We start from the raw sequence: 21,760 nt of genomic DNA, 5'->3' as shown, positions 1-21,760 counted from the left end.
ACAGCCACCCCCTCGATCCCTGACCGGTCGATGACGGGTGAGCCCCCCTGCGGTCGCGCGCCCCCCTCATCCCCAGGCCCTGGTCCGCGACCGCCGGAACACTCCGGACGAAGCCGGCAGGTTCTATGCGACAATAGTTTAACCTTCAAAGCTGCGCGTATCTTCACCGTACATTCACTTGACTGTCAACTGAGCGTCCACATCGCGAAAAGCGGTTGTGAAGACGGTGTGAACAGAGGGTGCCCGATGGGTCTATAGTTCGGGCACGCCACGGCGTCAGAGCCGCGCAGGCCCGGTTCCTCCCCCCACTCGTGCCCTGCCCACGTGCGAACCAAGGCATCGAACCAGTCAGTTGAGGAAGGAACCGACATGACGCATGCCCCGACGGAGCCGGGCAGCAGCGGATCGAGACACGAGCCGGCGGACGGTACGGCCGGCGGGCCGCCGCGCCGTCGTCGCCGCGTCGTCCGCTGGATCGTCGGCTGTGCCGTGGTGCTGCTCGCGGCCGCGGGTGCGACGGGCTACTGGCTCTACAGCGACCTCGACGGCAACATCAAGGGCATCGACATCGACAAGGCGATCGGTGACGACCGGCCCGAGAAGTTGCCCGCTTCCGGACAGAACATCCTGATCCTGGGCTCCGATTCGCGTGCCGGCGCCAACGCCGCGCTGGGTACGGGCGACGTCTCGGGGGCCCGGTCCGACACCGCCCTGGTGGTGCACATACCCAAGGGCCGGACCAGGGCCGTGGCCGTCAGCATCCCCCGTGACACCCTGGTGACCCGGCCCGAGTGCACCGAACCGGACGGCTCGACGGTGGCGTCCGCGAAGCGGGTGATGTTCAACTCCATCTATTCACAGGTCGGTCCCGCCTGTGTCGTCAAGACGGTCGAGCAGATCTCCGGGGTCCGCATGGACCACTACGTCGAGATCGACTTCGCCGGTTTCAAGGGACTCGTCGACGCGATAGGCGGCGTGACCGTCACCGTCGGCCAGGACATCCACGACACCTCCAGCGGCCTGGACATCACCGCGGGCACCCATCGGCTGAACGGCACGCAGGCCCTGCAGTTCGTCCGCACCCGGCACGGCATCGGAGACGGCAGCGACCTCGGACGCATCGGGCTCCAGCAGAAGTTCCTGATCGCCCTGCTCACCGAGATCAAGCACCAGGACCTGCTGGGCAGCCCCGCCAAGGCCTACACCATCGCCGACAAGCTCACCGCGTCGCTGACCACCGACTCACAGCTCGCCTCCCTCACCAAGCTCGCCGAGTTCGGCCGCAGCGTGAACGGTATCGACCCGGCCAGCATGGACACGATCATGCTGCCGGTGCGCTACGACACCCAGGACCCCAACCGGGTCGTGGCCGCCCAGCCCCAGGCGAACCGGCTGTGGCGCGCCCTGCGGAAGGACGAGGCCGTCCCCGCGTCGGCACGGAAGTCGCCGGCCCGGGGCGGCGGCACCCCCTGAGAGCGGCGCCGGTGCCCCCGCGGTGATCGGCGCCGGCCGTCACGTACGGGGCCTCGCGCGGCCGGCGGCTCAGACCTCCCGCCACGCCTCCAGGGCCAGCCCCGGCTCGTCCTTGCGGCGGGTGAGGAGGAGCCGGCCGGTCGACGGGGACAACGCTGCCGCGACGACCCGGTCGGCGGCGTCGACCGCGAGGGACACCAGCGCGTCGACGGGAAGCTGCGGACCCGATTCCGTCCACCAGGCGCCCGCCGACTCCTCCTCGGTCGGATACGCGGCGAACGCGACCCGGCCGCTCGCCGAACGCTGGGCCAGCAGGGTGCAGTCGTACCCGTCGAGGTCGCAGCGGACCGCGCAGACCGGCCCGGACCCGGCCGCGGGCAGCAGGGCGACGGGCTTGCCACCGGGGCGCCAGGCACACAGGTCGCCCGCATCGTCGGTGTAGAAGACGGTCGTGCTCCCGGCAGAGGTGGGCAGCGCGTGCAGGGTGCCCGGACGGACCGCGGCCTCGGCCGCCTCCTCCAGGACCGGCTGCGCCCCGGGCTCCTCCTGGCTCCAGCGCAGGATGCCGCCCGGGACGGCCGCGTACGCCTCCACCCGCCCGGACTCCCCCGTCACCGCCACCGGTCCCCCCTGGACGTCCCGGCCCTTGAGGTCGCGCCAGGGCTCCCAGCCGCCCTTCTCCTTCTGGGCGAGCATGCTCACCCCGCCGCCCTTGTTGCGCACGAAGACATGGGCGCGGCCCTGCGCGTCGACCGCGACGGCGGGCGTGCCGGTGCGCTCGCCCTTCTTGTCGGGATGGCCGATCGGGTTCCAGTCCAGGGCGGCCAAGAGCGGACGGAAGTGCGTGGAGTGCACGAGGCCGGACTCGCCCTTGGTGGTGGGCCGCCAGGAGACCAGGTGGGCGTAGTCGTCGGCGCCCTGGCCGACGGCGAGGACGGGGTGGAGCTTCTGGTCGCCGCCCACCGTGCGCGGTGCGCTCCAGGGGCCGCCGGGTGCGCGCTCCGCCCGGCACAGGACGGCGTCACCGGAGGGACGGTAGACGCTGAGGCGGCCGTCTCGGCCGCGTAGGAGCCAGTCGCCGTTCACCGGTTCACCATAAGCCGGGGCGGCCGGCCGCCGTGGACCGGCCCTCGCCGGACGGCGGCCGTGGGACCCTGGTCGCATGGAAGCGCAAGGCCCCTTGCTGGTGATCGTCGACGCCGCGAACGTCGTCGGGTCGGTGCCCGACGGCTGGTGGCGGGACCGGAAGGGGGCCGCCGAACGGCTGCGGGACCGGCTGGCAGCGCAGGGGCTGCCCGGCCGCCCGAGCCCGGTGGAGATCCTGCTGGTGGTCGAGGGCGCGGCCCGTGGCGTGGAGTCCGTGCCCGGGGTACGGGTGGACTCGGCGCCCGGCAGCGGCGACGACCGGATCGTCGAGCTGGTCGCCCAGGAACCCCGCCGCCCCCGGCTGGTCGTCACGGCCGACCGCGAACTGAGGTCCCGGGTGACCGAGTTGGGGGCTGAGGTGACCGGCCCGCGGACGGTACTCGGCTAGGGCCTGGCGCGAAGGTCCCGTCGTCCGCCGCGACGGGGTGCCCCGGCACCGCGCGAGCGCGGCGGGGCGGGGAGGGGGCGGGGGAGGCGCCCGGCCCGCGCTGCTCCCCCGTCACCCTGGCGTACAGCACCGCCCCGTCCACCCTCGCCACCGGCTCGTAGCGTGCCGCCAGGAGCCGGCCGAGGCTCGGCACGCGGTCGGGGGCGTACGGCCGGCCACGGGAGTCGTCGACCACCAGGGCCGGGGCGTGGGCGGTCAGCTCCGCGCGGAAGACGGGCCAGGCGCCCGCGACGGCGTACTCCTCGCCGACCTGAGGGCCGTCCCGGCCGCCGCTGTAGTTGGTGAGGAGGCCGGCGGTGAGGTAGCGGCTGGCCGGGGTGCGGTCGGCGAGCCAGTACGTCTCCGGGTGTATGCCCCACAGCAGGACACGGTCGGCGGGCCCGGTGTGCCGGGCGACGGCGGCGGCGAGGCGCTGGGCGTGGGCGAGCTCGGGGCGGGGTGCGAGCAGGCCCCAGGTGAGGAACAGGGCGCAGCAGCAGGCCGAGGTGAGGACGGCGGCGGTCAGCCGTGCACGGGGCAGCAGCCGCAGCGCGGCCGTCGCCGACAGCACGATCGGCGGGATGAGCTGGAGGTAGTAGTGGCCGAAGAAGTGGAAGCCGAGGACGACCGCCACCGCCGAGGAGGCCGCCCACAGCCACAGGTCCGCCGGTCCGGTACGGGCCGCGCGCGCCGCCCGCACCACCGGTGGGACCAGGCCCGCGCAGGCCACGCCCAGGATCGCCGTGTTGGTCAGGGCCCGGCCGAGGACGTGGAGTCCGGAGCCGGCGAAGGAGGCGTACGCCCCGGAGCCGGTGACCGTCCAGAACAGGAAGCCCGCCGGGTCGGTGACCAGGGCGGCACCCAGCACCGGCAGGACCAGTCCGGCGGCGAGCCGTGGCAGGGCGGTGCGCGGGGTGCCGGAGCGGTGCAGCAGCCAGACCACCGGCACCAGCACCGCCCCGCCGGTCTGCTTGGCGAGGAAGGCGCCGGCGACGGCCAGCCCGGCGGCGCCCCAGCGGTGGCGGTCCGCGCACCACATGGCGGCGGCCGTGCAGGGCAGCATGAACACCTCGAAGCCGGCGGCCTGCGCGTCCTGCGGGTTGAGTCCGACGGAGAGGAGCAGGTACAGCAGCCCGGCCGTGCGGCCCGCCCGGTCGCCCCAGCGCCGCCGGGCCAGTGAGGCCAGCAGTGCGGCGGTGAGCAGCTGCGCGAGGACCGCGAGTACCCGGACCGGGGTGAGCGTCGCGGAGCCGTGGACCGCGAACGCGGCCTCGTACAGCCAGGGCACGAGCGGCGGCTTGCGGTCGACGACCGTCTCGTACAGCCGGCCGCCGTGCGCCAGCATCCGGGCCTGTACGGCGAGGTAGCCCTCGTCCGGGTTCCACAGCGGCCGGGCGAAGGAGGGGATCCTGGTGGCGCAGGCCAGCGCCGTCAGCAGGGGCAGCAGCCGGGTCCAGTACCCCGGGCGGACGGCTGCGGACCGTGGTGGGGCGAACGGCGCGGCGAGCATGGACAGCACGCTATCCGGCGCCGCGCCCTCCGACCGGCCGGGACATACGGGACGGAACGGCGACGGGAGTGACGAGGTGTCGCTCAGGCGTGTTCCGGTCGGGCCGTGTTCCGGTCAGGCCGTGTTCCCGTCGGGGGACGCGACCTCGCCGTCCGCGGTGTGCTCGCCCCGTGCGAGGCGGCTGTGCGAGCGGCTGTAGAGGAAGTAGACCAGGAAGCCGATCGCCATCCAGATGGCGAACCGGAGCCAGGTCTCGGCCGGCAGGTTCACCATCAGCCACAGTGACGCGCACACCGACAGGATCGGGACGACGGGCACCCACGGGGTCCGGAAGGACCTCGGCAGGTCGGGACGGGTCCGGCGCAGGATGATCACGCTGATCGCGACGACGACGAAGGCGAAGAGCGTGCCGATGTTCACCAGTTCGGCGAGTTCGCTGAGGCTGGTGAACCCCGCGACGACCGCGATGACCACGCCGAGCAGGATGGTCGGCCGGTACGGGGTGCGGAACTTCGGGTGGGTGTGGGAGAAGAACCGGGGCAGCAGTCCGTCGCGGCTCATGGCGAAGAAGATCCGGGACTGGCCGAGCAGCAGGATCATGCACACGGTGGTCAGCCCGACGGCGGCGCCGAAGCTGATCAGGCCCGCGTACCACGGGTGCCCGGTGGACTTGAACGCGTCGGCGAGCGGCGCGTCCACGGAGAGCGCGCTGTACTTCTGCATGCCGGTCACGACGATCGACACGGCGACGTACAGCGCGGTGCAGATGATCAGCGAGCCGAGGATGCCGCGCGGGACGTCGCGCTGCGGGTTGCGCGTCTCCTCGGCGGCGGTGGCCACGACGTCGAAGCCGATGAACGCGAAGAAGACGACCGAGGCCGCGGTGAAGATGCCCATGACACCGAAGTTGGAGGGCGCCCAGCCGAACATCAGCTGGATGAGCGGTGCTTTGAGGTTGCCGCCCGCCGCCACCGGCTGTGACTCGGGGATGAACGGGTGGTAGTTGCCGCTGTGGACGAAGAAGGCGCCCGCGATGATGACGACGAGGACGACGGCCACCTTGATGGCGACGACGACCGAGGTGACCCGTGCGGAGAGTTTCATGCCGAGGACGAGGACGGCGGTGAGTACCAGCACGAGGGCGGCGGCGAGGATGTCGAACCCGAAGCCGGGGTTGGCGTCCCGGCCGCTGAGCGCCGCGGGCAGGTGCCAGCCCGCGTTGTCCAGCAGCGAGTGGATGTAGCCGGACCAGCCGACGGCCACCACCGCCGTGCCGAGCGCCAGCTCCAGCACCAGGTCCCAGCCGATGATCCAGGCGGGGAGCTCGCCGAGCGAGGCGTAGGAGAAGGTGTAGGCGGAGCCCGCGACCGGCACCGTGGAGGCGAACTCGGCGTAGCACAGGGCGGCGAGGGCGCAGACGACGCCGGCCACCACGAAGGCCAGGGAGACGGCGGGCCCCGCGGTGTTCTTGGCCGCGGCGCCGGTCAGGACGAAGATGCCGGTGCCGATGATGACCCCGACGCCGAAGACCGTGAGGTCGAGCGCGGACAGGGATTTCCTGAGCGCGTGTTCGGGTTCCTCCGTGTCGAGGATCGATTGTTCGACCTTCTTCGTCCGGAAGAGGGTGCTGCTCACGGGCCTACCTCCCACACGTTCGTCGTCCTCGACATGATCGAGAGGGCTGGGGATGCGTATGCCCCGGCACAGGCAGGTTCACGCAAAAGAGCCGGTTCCGCCACCGGGAAATACGGGGGGGGAACCGGCCCTCGGCCATGACGGTCAGCCGCGCACGGCGGTCAGTCGCGCGCGGGCTCCACCGAGTCGACCTCGGCGGCCGGACGCTCGAACCTGCCGTCCAGCTTGGCGACCAGCCCGGTGACCTGACGGGCGATGTCGGGTGCGGTCAGCCCGATCTCGGTCATCACCTCGGCACGCGAGGCGTGGTCGAGGAAGCGGGGCGGGATGCCGAAGTCGCGCAGCGGCATGTCGACGCCGGCGTCCCGCAGGGCCTGGGCGACGGCCGAGCCGACGCCGCCCGCCCGGCTGTTGTCCTCGACGGTGACGACCACACGGTGCCGCTCGGCGAGCGGGGCCATGGCCTCGTCGACGGGCTTGACCCAGCGCGGGTCGACGACGGTGGTGGAGATGCCCTGCCGGTCCAGCAGGCCGGCGATCTCCAGGCACATGGGAGCCAGGGCGCCGACGGAGACGAGCAGCACGTCGGGCCGGTCGGTGCCGGGCTCGCGCAGCACGTCCATGCCGCCGACACGGCCGACCGCCGGAACGGCGGGGCCGACGGCGCCCTTGGAGAAGCGGACCACCGTCGGCGCGTCCGTGACCTCGACGGCCTCGCGCAGCTGGGCGCGCACCTGGTCGGCGTCGCGCGGCGCGGCCAGCCGCAGCCCCGGCACGACCTGGAGGATCGACATGTCCCACATGCCGTTGTGCGAGGCGCCGTCGGTACCGGTGATGCCGGCCCGGTCCAGTACGAAGGTCACCCCGCACTTGTGCAGGGCGACGTCCATCAGCACCTGGTCGAAGGCACGGTTGAGGAAGGTGGCGTACACCGCGAAGACCGGGTGCAGACCGCCGGTGGCGAGGCCGGCCGCGGACACCGCGCCGTGCTGCTCGGCGATGCCGACGTCGTACACCCGCTCGGGGAAGGCCTTGGCGAACTTGTCGAGGCCGACGGGCTGGAGCATCGCGGCCGTGATGGCGACGATGTCCTTGCGTTCCTCGCCGAGCCTGACCATCTCGTCACCGAAGACGGAGGTCCAGTCGGCGCCGGAGGTGGCGATCGGCAGACCGGTGTCGGGGTGGATCTTGCCGACGGCGTGGAAGCGGTCGGCCTCGTCCTGGAGGGCGGGCTGGTAGCCGCGGCCCTTCTCGGTGAGGCAGTGCACGATCACCGGGCCGCCGAACCGTTTGGCCCGGGCCAGTGCCGACTCCAGTGCCTCGATGTCGTGGCCGTCGATCGGGCCGACGTACTTCAGGCCCAGGTCCTCGAACATGCCCTGCGGGGCGATGAAGTCCTTGAGCCCCTTCTTGGCCCCGTGCAGCGTCTCGTACAACGGCTTCCCGACGACCGGCGTGCGGTCGAGGATCTCCTTGGTCCGGGTGAGGAAGCGCTCGTACCCGTCGGTCGTGCGCAGCGTGGCCAGGTGGTTGGCGAGACCGCCGATGGTCGGGGCGTACGACCTCTCGTTGTCGTTGACGACGATGACGAGCGGGCGGTCCTTGGCCTCGGCGATGTTGTTGAGCGCCTCCCAGGCCATGCCGCCGGTCAGCGCGCCGTCACCGATGACCGCCACGACGTGGCTGTCGCGCTCGAGGATCTGGTTGGCCTTGGCGAGACCGTCGGCCCAGCCGAGGACCGTCGAGGCGTGGCTGTTCTCGATGACGTCGTGCTCGGACTCGGCCTGCGAGGGGTAACCCGACAGGCCGCCCTTCATCTTCAGCCTGGAGAAGTCCTGCCGGCCGGTGAGCAGCTTGTGCACGTAGGACTGGTGTCCGGTGTCCCACAGCACCTTGTCCTTCGGGGACTCGAAGACCCGGTGCAAGGCGATGGTGAGCTCTACCACACCCAGGTTGGGGCCGAGGTGGCCGCCGGTCTTGGAGACGGCGTCCACGAGGAAGGTCCGGATCTCCCCTGCCAGCTGGTCCAGCTCCTCCAGGCTGAGCCGGTCCAGATCGCGCGGTCCCCTGATGCGGGTCAGCAGCGGCACCCGTGCCTCCTTGCAGTAAAAGCTGATCGAGCTGTTGCCGGGCTCGACGAGTCTAATGTTCCGATGTTGCGCTCGGCGTCCGGGCGGTGCGTCTTGCGTCACGCGATCGGCGGTACCCCGCACAGGGGCGCCCAAGACACGCACATGCCCGGCACCTTGAAGGCACCGGGCAACCGGAGGGGCGCGGGGCAGCACCTGTGTACGCGGCTGCGCCGTAACGCCCCGAAGGGGCGCGGGGAACCGCGCGGCCGGCCGCTCACGGCCGGCACCCGCAGAACCACCGCACCCCTTACGGCGCGACCGCGCTCACGCTCGGCCGGCGGCCTTCTGACTGCGCCGCGACACCGAGTCGATGACCACCGCGCCCAGCAGCACCGCGCCGGTGATCATGTACTGGATCGAGGTGTTCATGTTCAGCAGGTCCAGGCCCGTCTGGATCGACTGGATCACCAGCATGCCCAGCAGCGCCGACCACACCGATCCCCGGCCACCGAAGAGGCTCGTACCGCCGATGACCGCCGCGGCGATCGCCAGCATCAGTGTGTTGCCGCCACCGGCGTTCAGCGTGGCGCTGGCGGTCTGGCCGGCGAAGAACATGCCGCCGAGCGCGGCGAACCCGCCGGAGATGGCGAACACGGTGATGCGGACCATCGGCACGCTGATACCGGCACGGCGGGCCGCCTCGATGCCGCCGCCGACCGCGAAGACCTTGCGGCCGTAGGTCGTACGGCGCAGCACGAAGTCCACGACGACCAGCGCCGCGAGGAAGATCACCAGGGCGTTGGAGACACCGGCGGAGTTGTTCAGTACGGCCGCGGCGGCGAAGGACACCACGGCGAGCAGGCCGACCCGGACCAGGATCTCGCTGGTGGGCCGGAAGGGCACCCCGGCCGCCCGGCGGCGGCGCTGCTCGTTGAACGAACCCACGAGCGTCAGCACCACGCCGAGGCCCGCCAGCAGGTAGGCGCCGACGATGGCCTGGTCCATGAAGAAGGAGTTCTGGCCGAACAGGTGCACGGGACCGGAGTCGGCCGGGATGTTGATCGTGCCGCTGTCGCCCAGCAGCCACAGCATCAGACCGTTCCAGCCGAGGAAGCCGGCCAGGGTCACCACGAAGGCGGGCACGCCGATCTTCGCGAAGAACCAGCCGTGCAGCGCGCCGATGCCGACGCCGGTCACGATGGTGAGGATCAGCGCCAGCCAGCCGTTCATCCCGTGGTTGACCACGAAGACGGCGAACACGGTGGACGCGAGGCCGCTGACCGAGCCGACCGAGAGGTCGATCTCACCGAGCAGCAGCACGAACACCAGGCCGATGGCGAGCATGCCGGTGGCCGACAGGAAGTAGCTGATGTTGGACAGGTTGTCCGCGCTCAGGAACCGGTCGTTCTGCGCCTGGAAGATCGTCCAGATGATGATCAGGCCGATGAAGACCGGCAGCGAACCGAGCTCGCCGCCCTTCACCTTGCGCTTGAACTCGGTCCAGTAGCCCTTGAAGCCCTCTTCGCGGACCAGCAGGCGCGGGTCGACGACGGGGACGGCCGCGGACGCGGGGTCCTCGACGGAGGCGGCGGCGACCTTGGACACGACCGGCTCCGGGTCCTTCTTCACGGTGTTCGACGTCTCGCTCACTTTGCCGCCTCCGCGGTGCGACGCCCCGCACGACGGGTCACGGCGTTGTCCGTGGCACCGGTGATCGCGGCGATGATCTCTTCATGGCTGGTGTCCTTCACGGGGAAGGAGCCGTTGTTCCTGCCCAGGCGCAGCACGGCGACCGTGTCCGCGACCGCCTTGACGTCCGCCATGTTGTGGCTGATGAGGATGACGCCGAGGTTGCGCTCACGCAGCCGCTCGACCAGGTCGAGGACCTGCGCGGTCTGCTCGACGCCGAGGGCGGCGGTGGGCTCGTCGAGGATGACGACCTTCGGGTCACCGATCAGGGCGCGGGCGATGGCCACGACCTGGCGCTGGCCACCGGAGAGGCTGGCGATCGGGATGCGGACGCTGGGGATGCGGATCGAGAGCGTGCTCAGCAGTTCACGGGCCTGCTTCTCCATCGACACCTCGTCGATGACGCCCCGGTGCAGCAGCTCGCGCCCCAGGAAGAGGTTGCCGACCACGTCGAGGTTGTCGCACAGCGCGAGGTCCTGGTAGACCGTCGCGACGCCGAGCCCCTGGGCGTCGTGCGGCTTGTTGATGCTGACCGGCCGGCCCTCCCACTCGATGACGCCCTCATCGATGGGGTGGACACCCGCGATCGTCTTGACCAGGGTGGACTTACCTGCGCCGTTGTCGCCCACCAGGGCGACCACTTCTCCGGCGTGGACCTCCAGCTCGACGTCGGTGAGGGCCTGGACCGCACCGAATCGCTTGGAGACTCCGCGCAACGCCAGCACGGGCGTAGCGGACACGTGAACCATCTCCTTCGCCGCCTGACCGGCGGGGATGCCGCGCTTGGGGGCCAGGCGCGGAGGGACGTGCGAATGCACGTGGTCAACAAGATGAACATGCGCGAATCCGTCGCCTTTGGCAACGGGTCCGTCCGACGCCCGCCCGGCAGCGGGGTATGAAGGCCGGGCGGGCGTCGGAGGAGTTCGCGGTTCCGCCGGGCGGTCACCGGCCGCTCGGGGCGGCCGGTACCGGCGGGGGGTCACTCGTGCGAGCGGGTGACTACTGGAGGCCGGCGGTCTTGCAGGCCTTGGCGAACTCGGCGGTGCAGATGTCCTGGACGGTGTAGAGCTTGTCCGCGATCACCGTGTCCTTGATGTTGGCCTTGGTGACCGACACCGGGGTCAGCAGCTGCGAGGGCACCTTGTCGCCGGAGCCGCTGGTCAGCGTCTGGTTGGCGAGGGACTTGATGTCCTTGCCCTCGACCAGGTTCACCGCGAGCTGGGCGGCGGCCTCGGCCTCCGGCTTGAAGGCCTTGTAGACGGTGGAGGACTGGGTGCCGGCGACGATGCGCTGGATACCCGCGAGCTCAGCGTCCTGACCGGTCAGCGGGATGCCGCTGATGCCGGCGCCCTTGAGGGTGGTGGCGATGCCACCGGCCATGCCGTCGTTGGCGGAGTAGACGCCCGCGATCTTCTTGGCGCCCAGCTGCGTGATGGCCGCCTTCATCTTCTGCGCGGCGACGGAGTCCTTCCACAGGCCGGACTGCTCGTAGGCGATGTCGACCTTGCCGTCGAGGGCCTCGTGGGCACCCTTCTTGAACTGGCCGGCGTTCGGGTCGGCGTCGTCACCGTTGATCATGACGATCTTCGACTTCTTGGTGGCCTTGGAGCCGAGCGAGTCGAGCAGCGCCTGGCCCTGGAGCTCGCCCACCTTGACGTTGTCGAAGGAGACGTACGCGGAGACCGGGCCCTGGGCGAGGCGGTCGTAGGCGACGACCTTGATGCCCTTGTTCACAGCGGTCTGGACGGAGGACTTGATGGCGGCGGCGTCCTGGGCGCTGATCACGATGACCTTGACACCCTTGGTGATCATGCTGCTGACCTGCTGGGCCTGCTTGGCGGCGTCACCGGCGGCGTTGGCGTACTCGACCTTGCAGTCCGAGCACAGGTCCTTCACCTTGGCCTCGAAGTACGGCTTGTCGAACTTCTCGTAGCGCGCGGTGACGCTGTCGGGAAGCAGCAGGCCGATGGTCTTGCTGCCACCGGAAGAGCTGCTGCCGGAGTCGTCCTTCTTGTCGCCGGCCTTGCCACAGGCGGCCATCGACAGGGCCATCGAAACCGCCGCGGTTCCGATCACGACTCTACGCATCGTTGCGTTCATTTTGGGGGTGCCTCCCTGACAGGGCCGCAGCGCTGCGGCCGAGGTGGCTGGAAGTCAACTCGGCCACACGTGCGACGTCAAGAAGTAAATACTTAACGAGATGGCAACGGCGTCATTCGTTCTCTAAGTGAAGGCGGGTGTGGCGGCCGCCATTGTGCCGTCCAAAAGGGTTGAATCACCCATCTCACTGAGCGCCAGGGCCAGGGCTCCGAGCACCTCCGCGCGGCCCCCGAGGGCCCCCGGGAGCACCGACAGCTGGCGGGCGGCACTGGGGATGGCATAGCGCCCGACGGACTCCCTGATCGGCCCCAGGACGAGCTCGCCGGCCTCGGCCAGATCGCCGCCGAGGACCACCCGGCTCGGGTTCAGCAGGTTGCAGAGGTTGGCCACGCCGCTGCCGACGTGGCGTCCGACGTCGGCGATCACCCGCCGGCAGCCCGGGTCCCCGTCCCGGGCCAGCCGCACGATGCCCTCCATGGTCAGGTCGGTGCCGTGGCTGGGCTGCAGGAGCGGGAGCACGTAGCGCGCCGCCGTGAAGGTCTCCAGGCAGCCGCGGTTGCCGCAGCGGCAGACCGGCCCGGCCTCGTCGAGCGTGATGTGCCCGATCTCGCCCGCCGTGCCGCCGGGGCCGCGGTAGATCTTCCCGTTGATCACCAGGCCGGCGCCGACACCGCTGGCGACCTTGATGTAAGCAAGATCACGTACGCCGCGCCCGCTCCCCCAGACCAGCTCGCCCAGGGCGCCGAGGTTGGCGTCGTTGTCCACGTGCACGGGCACGCCGAGCCGGGCTCCGAGCTCCTCGGCCGGGCGGGCGCCGGTCCAGCCCGGCAGGATCGCGGTCGAGCCCAGCGTCCCGGACTCCACGTCGATCGGGCCGGGCACGCCGACGCCCACGCCGGCGATCTTGGAACGGTCGACGCCGGTGGCGTCGACCAGACGGTTGACCAGTTCCTCCGCCCGGTCGAAGCCCTGGCTCGCGGAGGCGTCCACGTCCAGGGGCTCGGACTCCTCGGCGAGCACCTGGTGCGCGAGGTTCCCGATCGCGACGCGCAGGTGGGTGTGGCCGAAGTCGACGCCGATGACGATGCCGGCGTCACCGCTCAGGGAGACGCTGCGGGCCCGCCGGCCGCCGGCCGAGGTCGGGGTGACCTCGACGGTCCCGCTGTCCTTCAGTTCCCGCACGATGTTCGAGACCGTCGCGGCCGACAGACCGGTCGTCCGCGCGATCTCGGCCTGCGTGAGCGACCCGGCCAGCCGCACCGCCCGTACGACCCGTTCCAGGTTGGCTCGGTGCAGCGACGACTGCGACCCCGGAGTCTCCATCGACCCATCCACTCCCGCCATCGGCCGGGCGACCCCTGCGCCGCCCGTGGCCCAGGTCACATCCGCGGAACCGGGCCACTTACAAGTTATGAACTCCAAGCTCTGCTGAACGGCTTGCCGCAGTCAAGTCCTTGACGGAAATCGCTCTCGCTTGTTCTGTTCCGCCCAGGACACCCCCCGGACACCCGGAGGCCACCCCCGAGCAGGGCGGCGGCCCGCGACGCCGCGGGATTCCGGGGGCTCAGGGCGGGATCGGCGGGGTGTACGGGCGGCGGTGCGCGGGCGGGCGGAGTCGTTCGGGCGCGAAACGCTCCGGTGGGTGCCGAACGGTGTCCGGAGGCCGGAATGCGCATCGCGGGCGCAAAGATCAGGCGTCCGGCACTGATGCGGACGGCCCGTGGGCGTACCCCCGGACGTGCGGGCGGGCCCGAGCCCCCCCGGCCCGGCAGGACCCGGCCCGGCACCGTGCACCGCGCGGCACGCGCACAGCGAAGGGGGCGGGCGGAGAGCGTGTGCGCGGCCCCGGCCGGCCCGGGCCACCGCTCCCGCCGGGTGTGCGGCCCCGCGCGGGCGGAGGGACGGCGCCGGCCCTTCACCGGCACCGCCCGCCCGGAGGACCGCCGTCCTGCGGCCCACCGATCCGGCGGGCCGCAGGGCGGCAGGGCGGGGTCGCACGCGGATCGGCGCGGCCCCGCGACGGCCCGCGGGCGGCCCGGCGGAGCGCGGTCGGCCACCGGGCGGTGAAAGCCCTTTCTGCTCCGCCCCGGCGGCTTCAGCGCCCTGACGGCTTCAGCGCCCCGCCCGCTCCGATGCCCCGGCTACTTCAGCGCCCCCGCGGTGAGCCCCTGCACCACCTGCCGCTGGAAGACGATGTACGCGGCGAGCACCGGCAGCATCGCCATCACCAGACCCGCGAACAGGCCCGACCAGTCACCCTTGTAGCCCTGGCTGGCGGCGAGCTGGACCAGGCCCTGGGTGAGGACGCGTTTGTCGGGGTCGGTGTTGAGGACCGTGGGGAGCATGTACTGGTTCCACTGGCCCAGGAAGTTGAAGATGCCGACGCTGATCAGGCCGGGCTTGGCCATCGGCAGCATGATCTGGAAGAACGTCCGGGTGTGCGAGGCGCCGTCGACGAAGGCGGCCTCGGCCACCGAGGTCGGCAGGGTGCGGAAGAAGGCGGTCAGGAAGAACACCGTGAAGGGCAGCGAGTACGCGATGTAGACCAGGATCAGGCCGTGGATGGTGTTCAGCAGGCCCATGTTGTTCACGACGTAGAACAGCGGGACCAGTGCCAGCATGATCGGGAAGCTCATGCCGCCGATGAACAGGTAGTAGACGAAGCGGTTGCCCGGGAAGTCGAAGCGGGCCAGGACGTAGGCCGCCATCGAGCCGAGGACCAGGGTGCCGACGAGCGAGCCGCCGACCACCAGGACCGTGTTCAGGAAGTAGTCGCTCATGTGGGCGTCGGTCCAGGCCCGCGCCCAGTTGTCGACGTGCAGCTTGTCCGGGAGCGACCAGGGCGAGTCGAAGATGGAGCCGTCGTCCTTGAAGGACGTCATGACCGCCCACAGCAGCGGCATGACCACCATGACCGCCCAGATGACGAGGATGCCGTGCGAGAAGGCGTTGAGGACGTTGCCCGCCCTCCTCGGCCCGGGCACCGGCGCGCCCGGCCCGTCCGCCGTCACCGCGGGGACACCGGAGGCGGCCGGGACCGGGACGGGGCTCTCGGGGGTCCCGGGGGATTCCGTCGTCTTCATCGGATCAGAACTCCAGCCGCTCGCGACGGCCCAGCCGCATCACGACCGCGGCGAAGGCCAGCGTGACGACGAGCAGGGCGACGCCGATGGTGGTGGCGTAGGCGGCCTGACCGTCCCGGAACGCCTTCTGGTACACGTACAGGACCATCACGGTGGTCGAGTAGTCGGGGCCGCCCGGCCCGGTCGTCATGATCTGCACGACCGCGAACGACTCGGCGCCCAGGGCGAGGATGCCCATGTAGATCCAGCCGGACTGCACGGTGTCCCACAGCAGCGGCAGGGTGATGCGGAAGAACGTGGTGGCGCGGCCGGCGCCGTCCAGCAGGGCCGCCTCGTACAGGTCGGAGGGGATGGAGGCCATGCCCGCCGAGAACAGGACCACGAAGAAGCCGACCGTGGACCAGACGAGCACCGCCATCACGCACCACAGGGCCAGGTTCGGATCGCCCAGCCACAGCGGCTGGACGTGGTCGAGGCCGATCCCCCGCAGCAGCGAGTTGATGGCGCCGCTGTCCGGGTTGTACGCGAAGGCGAACAGGAGCGAGACGATCGCGATCGACAGCACCTGCGGGAAAAAGTAGACGATCTTGTAGAAGGAGGAGCCCCGGACCCCGGAGATCACCGGGCCGCCCCTCCTTCTCCGTCCGCCCACGTTGATCATGAAGGCGAAGAACAGCGCCAGGCCGATCGTCACCAGCGGCAGCACGACCGCGAACAGCAAGCTGTGCCGCAGGGACTTCCAGAAGATCTCATCGCCGAACATCCTCCTGTAGTTGTCCAGGCCGACCATCTCGAAGTCGGGGCTCAGGCCGGTCCAGTCCGTGAACGAGTAGGAGATGGACTGGATGAACGGCCAGACCACGAAGAGCGCGTACAGTCCCAGGGGCAGCGTCAGGAACCCCACGATGAACCGGTACTTGCCGTGCTGCATCGCCACTCCGGTGCCGATTCGGGTACGGGCTACTGGTGCTTGTAGTGCTTGATCGACGTGTCCTTCGCGGCCGCGTCGGCGAAGCCCTGGATCTTCTTGACGGTCTCCGCCGGGGTGGCCCGTCCGGCCATCATCTCGCCGAGACCGGCCACACCGATCTGTTCCTTCTGCAACTGCACGTACCAGTCCTGCAGGCGCGGGTTCACCACGTTGTCGCCGGCCTTCTCCAGCGCGGCCACGCCCGACTTCAGGCCGGGGGTGAGGGTGATGCCGGAGGTGCCGCCGTTGTACGCGGTCAGCGACTTCACCTTGGCCGTGAAGTTCTTCGAGGACGCCTCGCTGAGCATGATGCGCAGCTGCTCCATGCCGCCCTCGGGGTTCGCCGCCTTGGCCGGGACGACGAAGGGCTCGCCGCCGGAGGCCCAGATGGTGCCGAAGGGCATCTTGTCGGAGGAGTCGATGCCGGTCGGCGCGGAGACGGCGAGGCCGAAGTCCTCGGGGATGACGTTCGCCGACTCGTTCTCCACCCAGGAGCCGTTCGGGATGAACAGCGCCTTGCCCTTGGCCCAGGCGGTCTGTGACTGGATGTGGTCCAGGCCCGGGGTGCCCTGCAGCACGTACCCCTTCTTGTAGAGCTCGTAGTACGCCTCGAAACACATCTTGACGGCCGGGTGCTTCCAGGCGTTGGGCTCGAGGTTGTCGATGGCGTCGAGCACCTCACGGCCGCCGACCTTGCCGATCATCGGGTAGAGCGAGAAGGGGAGGTAGTACGGGTACTTGCCGGCGTAGGTCCAGCCCGCCATGCCCTTCTTCTTGGCCTTGGCGCACACGGCGAGCATCTGGTCCCAGGTCTCGGGGTACTTCTCGTCCAGCGAGTCCAGGGCCTTCTGGGAGTACCAGACGCCGTACACCGTGTAGGCGTAGTACAGGATCCAGACCGGATCGCCGTCGAACTGGCCCATCTCCACGATGCCGGGGCGCAGGGTGTCGCGGACCTTCTTGCCCGGGTCGTCGTACGACGGGGCGTCCAGCAGCCCGGTGAGGTCGGCGAGCTGCTTCTTGCCGACCAGGACGCCCATGTCCATCTGCTCGGCACCGGAGTTGTCGATGAGGTCGGGCGGGTTGCCCTGGTTGAAGCGGGGCTGGAGCGTGGACTGGATCTTCTGGGTGGCGGAGAACTTCACCTTCGCCTTGGGGAAGTCCTTCTCGTAGATCTTCACGGCGTCCTCGGCGTACTCCTTGCCGAAACCGCCGTCGAACAGGACGAACTCCATCTGCGCGCCGGCGTTGACGCCGAGCGGGTTCTTCGCGCTCTTCTTGCCCGTCTTGGCCTTGTCCTGGCCGCCGCCGCCACCGCTGGCGCACGCGGACAGCAACCCCGCCGCGGGAACGCCCATCAGACCGAGGGCCGCGGATCGCTTGATCAGATCCCGTCGGCCGACGCCTTCGGTACCGTGGTTCGCTGCGGAAGTGGATCCCATGCTCAAGTCCTCGCCTTCTCCAGGACTCAGGCGGTGAACCGGATCCTCCCGGCACCGCGGTCGGGTAGCGCTGGGTCGTGCAGGAAACACCGAGTCGTGCAGGAAACGCCGACAGGTATAGTCCACTTCTCGGCGGCGGAGCAAGATCGGAGGCAAGGTTGGCCATCGGTCTTTTCCGAGTTGAGACCTCGCGGAAATATCAGCCTCCCACCCCTTCCTCACCGGAAAAATCCCCGCCATTAGGCCTGAATGCCACGCCCAACGCCCTTGACATCATTCGGCACTCGACTCCCTACTGGTTCTTGCGTCCCGCAGTTGACAACGTTGTCCGGTGACCGGGCGCAGGGAGGGTTTCCGTAGATGCAGCGGAGAACTCGGCGCGGAGGGACCCGGGCGGCCGTCCTGGCGGCCGCCTTCGTCATGGCGGCCGGATCACAGGGGGCCGCGGCCGCCCTGCCCGCCAAGGCATCGGCCGCCGAACGGGAGTTCGCTTCCTCGTTCGAACAAGGTGATCCGGCGCCGGACTGGCTGAACACCGTCGACACCGCGCCGGACGGCACCGAGCGCGCCTCGGGTGTAGACGGCGGGTACGGCACCGGCATCCCGGGCAACGTGACCGACCATGTCACCGAGGTGCGGGCCGACGGCGAGAACACGGGCGCGGGCGAGGTGAAGGAGAACCTGGTCGACGGCGAGCCCGGCACCAAATGGCTGGCCTTCGAGCCCACCGGCTGGGCCGAGTTCGACCTCGACAAACCCGTCAAGCTCGTGACGTACGCGCTCACCTCCGCCAACGACTTCGCCGAACGCGACCCGCGCGACTGGACGCTGAAGGGTTCCACCGACGGCAAGGACTGGAAGACCGTCGACACCCGGTCGGGCGAGTCCTTCTCCGAACGGTTCCAGACCAGGTCCTACGACCTCACCGAACCGGCCGAGTACCAGCACTTCCGCCTCGAGATCACCGGGAACGGCGGCGCCCCCGACCTCCTGCAACTCGCCGACGTACAGTTCTCCACGGGCGGCGGGGGCGGCCCGGTACCGCAGGACATGCTCTCGCTGGTCGACCACGGCCCGAGCGGCTCGCCGACCGCGAAGGCCCGGGCCGGGTTCACGGGGAAGCGGGCACTGCGCTACGCCGGACGGCACACGGCGGCCGGCCGGGCGTACGCGTACAACAAGGTCTTCGACATCGACGTGCGGATGACCCGCGACACCCAGCTGTCGTACCGTCTGTTCCCCTCCATGGCCGACGGCGACCGCGACTACGACGCCACCAACGTCTCCGTGGACCTGGCCTTCACCGACGGCACCTACCTGAGCGACCTGGACGCGGTCGACCAGCACGGCTTCCGGCTGTCGCCGCGGGGACAGGGCGCGGCCAAGGTGCTCTACGTCAACCAGTGGAACGACGTGGTCTCCCGGATCGGGACGGTGGCGGCCGGGAAGACGGCCGACCGGATCCTGCTGGGGTACGACTCCCCCGGCGGGCCGGCGAAGTTCCGCGGCTGGCTGGACGACGTGGCGCTGCGGCCGGTCGCTCCCGAGAAGCCCAGGGCACACCTGTCCGACTACGCGCTGACGACACGGGGCACCAACTCCTCCGGCAGCTTCTCGCGCGGCAACGACTTCCCCGCGACGGCGCTGCCGCACGGCTTCAACTTCTGGACGCCGGTGACCAACGCGTCCTCGCTGAGCTGGCTGTACGAGTACGCGCGGGCCAACAACGACGCCAACCTGCCGACCGTCCAGGCGTTCAGCGCGAGCCACGAGCCCAGTCCCTGGATGGGCGACCGGCAGACCTTCCAGCTGATGCCGTCCGCCGCGGCGGGCACTCCCGGCACCGGCCGTGCGGCACGGGCGCTGGCCTTCCGGCACGAGAACGAGACCGCCCGGCCGTACTACTACGGGGTGCGCTTCGAGAACGGGCTGAGGGCGGAGATGACGCCGACCGACCACGCGGCGGTGCTGCGCTTCACCTATCCGGGCGCGGACGCGAGCGTGCTCTTCGACAACGTCACCGAGCAGGCGGGCCTCACCCTCGACACGGAGCACGGTGTCGTCACCGGCTACTCCGACGTGAAGTCGGGCCTGTCGACCGGGGCGACCCGGCTGTTCGTGTACGGCGTGTTCGACAAGCCGGTGACGGGCGGCGACGCGAGCGGGGTCAAGGGCTGGCTGCGCTTCGACGCGGGCGCCGACCGCACGGTCACCCTGCGGCTGGCCACCTCCCTGATCAGCGTCGGCCAGGCGGAGGACAACCTGCGCCAGGAGATCCCGGACGGCACCTCCTTCGACACCGTCAGGGCGCGCGCCCAGCGGACCTGGGACCGGCTGCTCGGCCGGGTCGAGGTCGAGGGCGCCACGCCCGACCAGCTGACCACCCTCTACTCGGGCCTGTACCGGCTGTACCTGTACCCCAACTCGGGCTTCGAGAAGGCCGGCGGCAAGGACCGGTACGCCTCCCCCTTCTCCCCGATGCCGGGCCCGGACACCCCGACGCACACCGGCGCGAAGATCGTGGACGGCAAGGTGTACGTCAACAACGGCTTCTGGGACACCTACCGCACGACATGGCCGGCCTACTCCCTGCTGACCCCCACTCAGGCGGGCGACATGGCCGACGGTTTCGTGCAGCAGTACAAGGACGGCGGCTGGACCTCACGCTGGTCCTCGCCCGGTTACGCAGACCTGATGACCGGCACCTCCTCGGACGTGGCCTTCGCCGACGCGTACGTCAAGGGGGTCGGATTCGACGCGGTGGCGGCGTACGACGCGGCCCTGAAGAACGCGACCGTCGTGCCGCCGACGCCGGGCGTGGGCCGCAAGGGCATGAGCACCTCGCCCTTCCTCGGCTACACCAGCACCGCCACGCGCGAGGGCCTGTCGTGGGCGATGGAGGGATACGCCAACGACTACGGCATCGCCCGGATGGGCCGGGCCCTGTACCGGAAGACGGGCGAGAAGCGCTACAAGGAGGAGTCCGACTACTTCCTCGACCGCGCCCAGGACTACGTCCACCTCTTCGACGGCAAGGCGGGCTTCTTCCAGGGCCGCGACGAAAAGGGCGCCTGGCGGGTCGGCTCGTCGGCCTACGACCCGCGCGTGTGGGGCTACGACTACACCGAGACCAACGGCTGGGGCTACGCCTTCTCCGTCCCGCAGGACAGCCGGGGCCTGGCCAACCTGTACGGCGGCCGCGCCGCCCTCGCCGACAAGCTCGACCGGTACTTCGCCACCCCGGAGACGGCCTCCCCCGACTTCGTCGGCTCCTACCGCGGTGTCATCCACGAGATGACCGAGGCGCGGGACGTCCGGATGGGCATGTACGGCCACTCCAACCAAGTCGCGCACCACGTCATCTACATGTACGACGCGGCCGGCCGGCCCTGGAAGGCGCAGGCCGCCGTCCGTGAGGCGCTGTCCCGCCTCTACACGGGCAGCGGGATCGGGCAGGGCTACCACGGCGACGAGGACAACGGCGAGCAGTCCGCCTGGTACCTGTTCTCCGCGCTCGGCTTCTACCCGCTGGTCATGGGCAGCGGCGAGTACGCCATCGGCTCCCCGCTGTTCAGGAAGGCGACCGTCCATCTGGAGAACGGCCGGGACCTGGTGGTACGGGCGCCGCGGAACAGCGCGCGGAACGTCTACGTCCAGGACCTGACCGTCGACGGCCGCCCCTGGACCTCCACCTCGCTCCCCCACTCGCTGCTCGCCAGGGGAGCGGTCCTGGACTTCCGCATGGGCCCCAGACCCTCCGCCTGGGGCTCGGGCCGGAACGCGGGGCCGGTCTCCCTCACCCGGGGCGACGAGGTGCCCACGCCCCGCGCGGACGTCCTCGAGGGCGACGGCCCGCTGTTCGACAACACCTCGGCGACACAGGCGACGGTCACCTCGGTGGACCTGCCGGTCACCGGCCCGGCCAGGCCCGTCCAGTACACGCTGACCTCGTCCGCCGACCACACGAAGGCCCCGACCGCCTGGACCCTGGAGGGCTCCGACGACGGTGCCGCCTGGCGGACCGTGGACCGCCGCTCGGGGGAGTCCTTCCGGTGGGACCGCCAGACCCGGGCGTTCACCGTTTTGAAGCCGGGCCGCTACGCCAGGTACCGGCTGGTGCTCGACGGGGAGTCGACGCTGGCGGAGGTCGAGCTGCTGGCCTGACCTCCGCCGCCGGCGGCGGCCGGGGCGGGTGCCGCGCGGGGCCCGCCCC

The 21,760-nt window shown here is 70.5% G+C and carries 14 protein-coding genes; 3 read left to right on the top strand and 11 right to left on the bottom strand.

Going from position 1 to position 21,760, the window contains the following annotated elements; genetic code table 11:
• Positions 1–369: 369 nt before the first annotated feature.
• Positions 370–1,473, top strand: a complete 1,104-nt coding sequence (locus tag ABZX30_RS02830) for an LCP family protein (RefSeq protein WP_355927982.1) — start codon at positions 370–372, stop codon at positions 1,471–1,473.
• Between the two features lie 69 nt (positions 1,474–1,542).
• On the opposite strand, the gene ABZX30_RS02825 is transcribed toward ABZX30_RS02830, so the two are convergent.
• Entirely contained in the window at positions 1,543–2,559 is a 1,017-nt protein-coding gene (locus ABZX30_RS02825; protein ID WP_355927979.1) for a hypothetical protein, read from the bottom strand.
• Between the two features lie 76 nt (positions 2,560–2,635).
• On the opposite strand from ABZX30_RS02825, the gene ABZX30_RS02820 reads away from it, so the two are divergent.
• Entirely contained in the window at positions 2,636–3,007 is a 372-nt protein-coding gene (locus ABZX30_RS02820; protein WP_355927978.1) for an NTP pyrophosphohydrolase, read from the top strand.
• On the opposite strand, the gene ABZX30_RS02815 is transcribed toward ABZX30_RS02820, so the two are convergent.
• The 10 genes from ABZX30_RS02815 to ngcE all read right to left on the bottom strand — a co-directional run bounded on the left by ABZX30_RS02815 (position 2,928) and on the right by ngcE (position 17,547).
• The gene (locus tag ABZX30_RS02815) at positions 2,928–4,556 is read right to left on the bottom strand and encodes a glycosyltransferase family 39 protein (protein ID WP_355927976.1); all 1,629 of its coding nucleotides are present in this window, start codon (positions 4,554–4,556) and stop codon (positions 2,928–2,930) included. The genes ABZX30_RS02820 and ABZX30_RS02815 overlap by 80 nt on opposite strands.
• A gap of 114 nt (positions 4,557–4,670) precedes the next feature.
• Positions 4,671–6,191: an amino acid permease gene (locus tag ABZX30_RS02810; RefSeq protein ID WP_355927973.1), complete on the bottom strand. Its 1,521-nt coding sequence runs from the start codon at positions 6,189–6,191 to the stop codon at positions 4,671–4,673.
• A 161-nt stretch (positions 6,192–6,352) separates the two neighbouring features.
• The gene (gene dxs / locus ABZX30_RS02805) at positions 6,353–8,281 is read right to left on the bottom strand and encodes a 1-deoxy-D-xylulose-5-phosphate synthase (RefSeq protein ID WP_355928272.1); all 1,929 of its coding nucleotides are present in this window, start codon (positions 8,279–8,281) and stop codon (positions 6,353–6,355) included.
• 306 nt (positions 8,282–8,587) lie between these two features.
• The gene (locus tag ABZX30_RS02800; RefSeq protein WP_355928270.1) at positions 8,588–9,892 is read right to left on the bottom strand and encodes a sugar ABC transporter permease; all 1,305 of its coding nucleotides are present in this window, start codon (positions 9,890–9,892) and stop codon (positions 8,588–8,590) included.
• Positions 9,893–9,909: 17 nt separating this feature from the next.
• Entirely contained in the window at positions 9,910–10,701 is a 792-nt protein-coding gene (locus ABZX30_RS02795) for an ATP-binding cassette domain-containing protein (protein WP_355928267.1), read from the bottom strand.
• 250 nt (positions 10,702–10,951) lie between these two features.
• On the bottom strand, positions 10,952–12,052 hold the full coding sequence (locus tag ABZX30_RS02790) for a substrate-binding domain-containing protein (protein WP_355927971.1): 1,101 nt from the start codon (positions 12,050–12,052) through the stop codon (positions 10,952–10,954).
• 123 nt (positions 12,053–12,175) lie between these two features.
• On the bottom strand, positions 12,176–13,375 hold the full coding sequence (locus tag ABZX30_RS02785) for an ROK family transcriptional regulator (RefSeq protein ID WP_355927970.1): 1,200 nt from the start codon (positions 13,373–13,375) through the stop codon (positions 12,176–12,178).
• Positions 13,376–14,193: 818 nt separating this feature from the next.
• Positions 14,194–15,135: a carbohydrate ABC transporter permease gene (locus ABZX30_RS02780; RefSeq protein ID WP_355927967.1), complete on the bottom strand. Its 942-nt coding sequence runs from the start codon at positions 15,133–15,135 to the stop codon at positions 14,194–14,196.
• 4 nt (positions 15,136–15,139) lie between these two features.
• On the bottom strand, positions 15,140–16,066 hold the full coding sequence (locus tag ABZX30_RS02775) for a sugar ABC transporter permease (protein ID WP_355927964.1): 927 nt from the start codon (positions 16,064–16,066) through the stop codon (positions 15,140–15,142).
• Between the two features lie 29 nt (positions 16,067–16,095).
• Positions 16,096–17,547 carry an N-acetylglucosamine/diacetylchitobiose ABC transporter substrate-binding protein gene (gene ngcE, locus ABZX30_RS02770; RefSeq protein WP_355927961.1) on the bottom strand — a complete coding sequence of 484 codons (1,452 nt, stop codon included), beginning with the start codon at positions 17,545–17,547 and terminating at the stop codon, positions 16,096–16,098.
• A 360-nt stretch (positions 17,548–17,907) separates the two neighbouring features.
• Between ngcE and ABZX30_RS02765 the strand changes: the two genes are divergently transcribed.
• Positions 17,908–21,711: a GH92 family glycosyl hydrolase gene (locus ABZX30_RS02765; protein WP_355927960.1), complete on the top strand. Its 3,804-nt coding sequence runs from the start codon at positions 17,908–17,910 to the stop codon at positions 21,709–21,711.
• Positions 21,712–21,760 lie beyond the last annotated feature (49 nt).

Source organism: Streptomyces sp. NPDC004542, from assembly GCF_040610035.1.
Taxonomy (GTDB): Bacteria; Actinomycetota; Actinomycetes; order Streptomycetales; family Streptomycetaceae; genus Streptomyces.
Note: the sequence above shows the minus strand (reverse complement) of the source record. Positions and strands in the feature narration are given on the sequence as shown.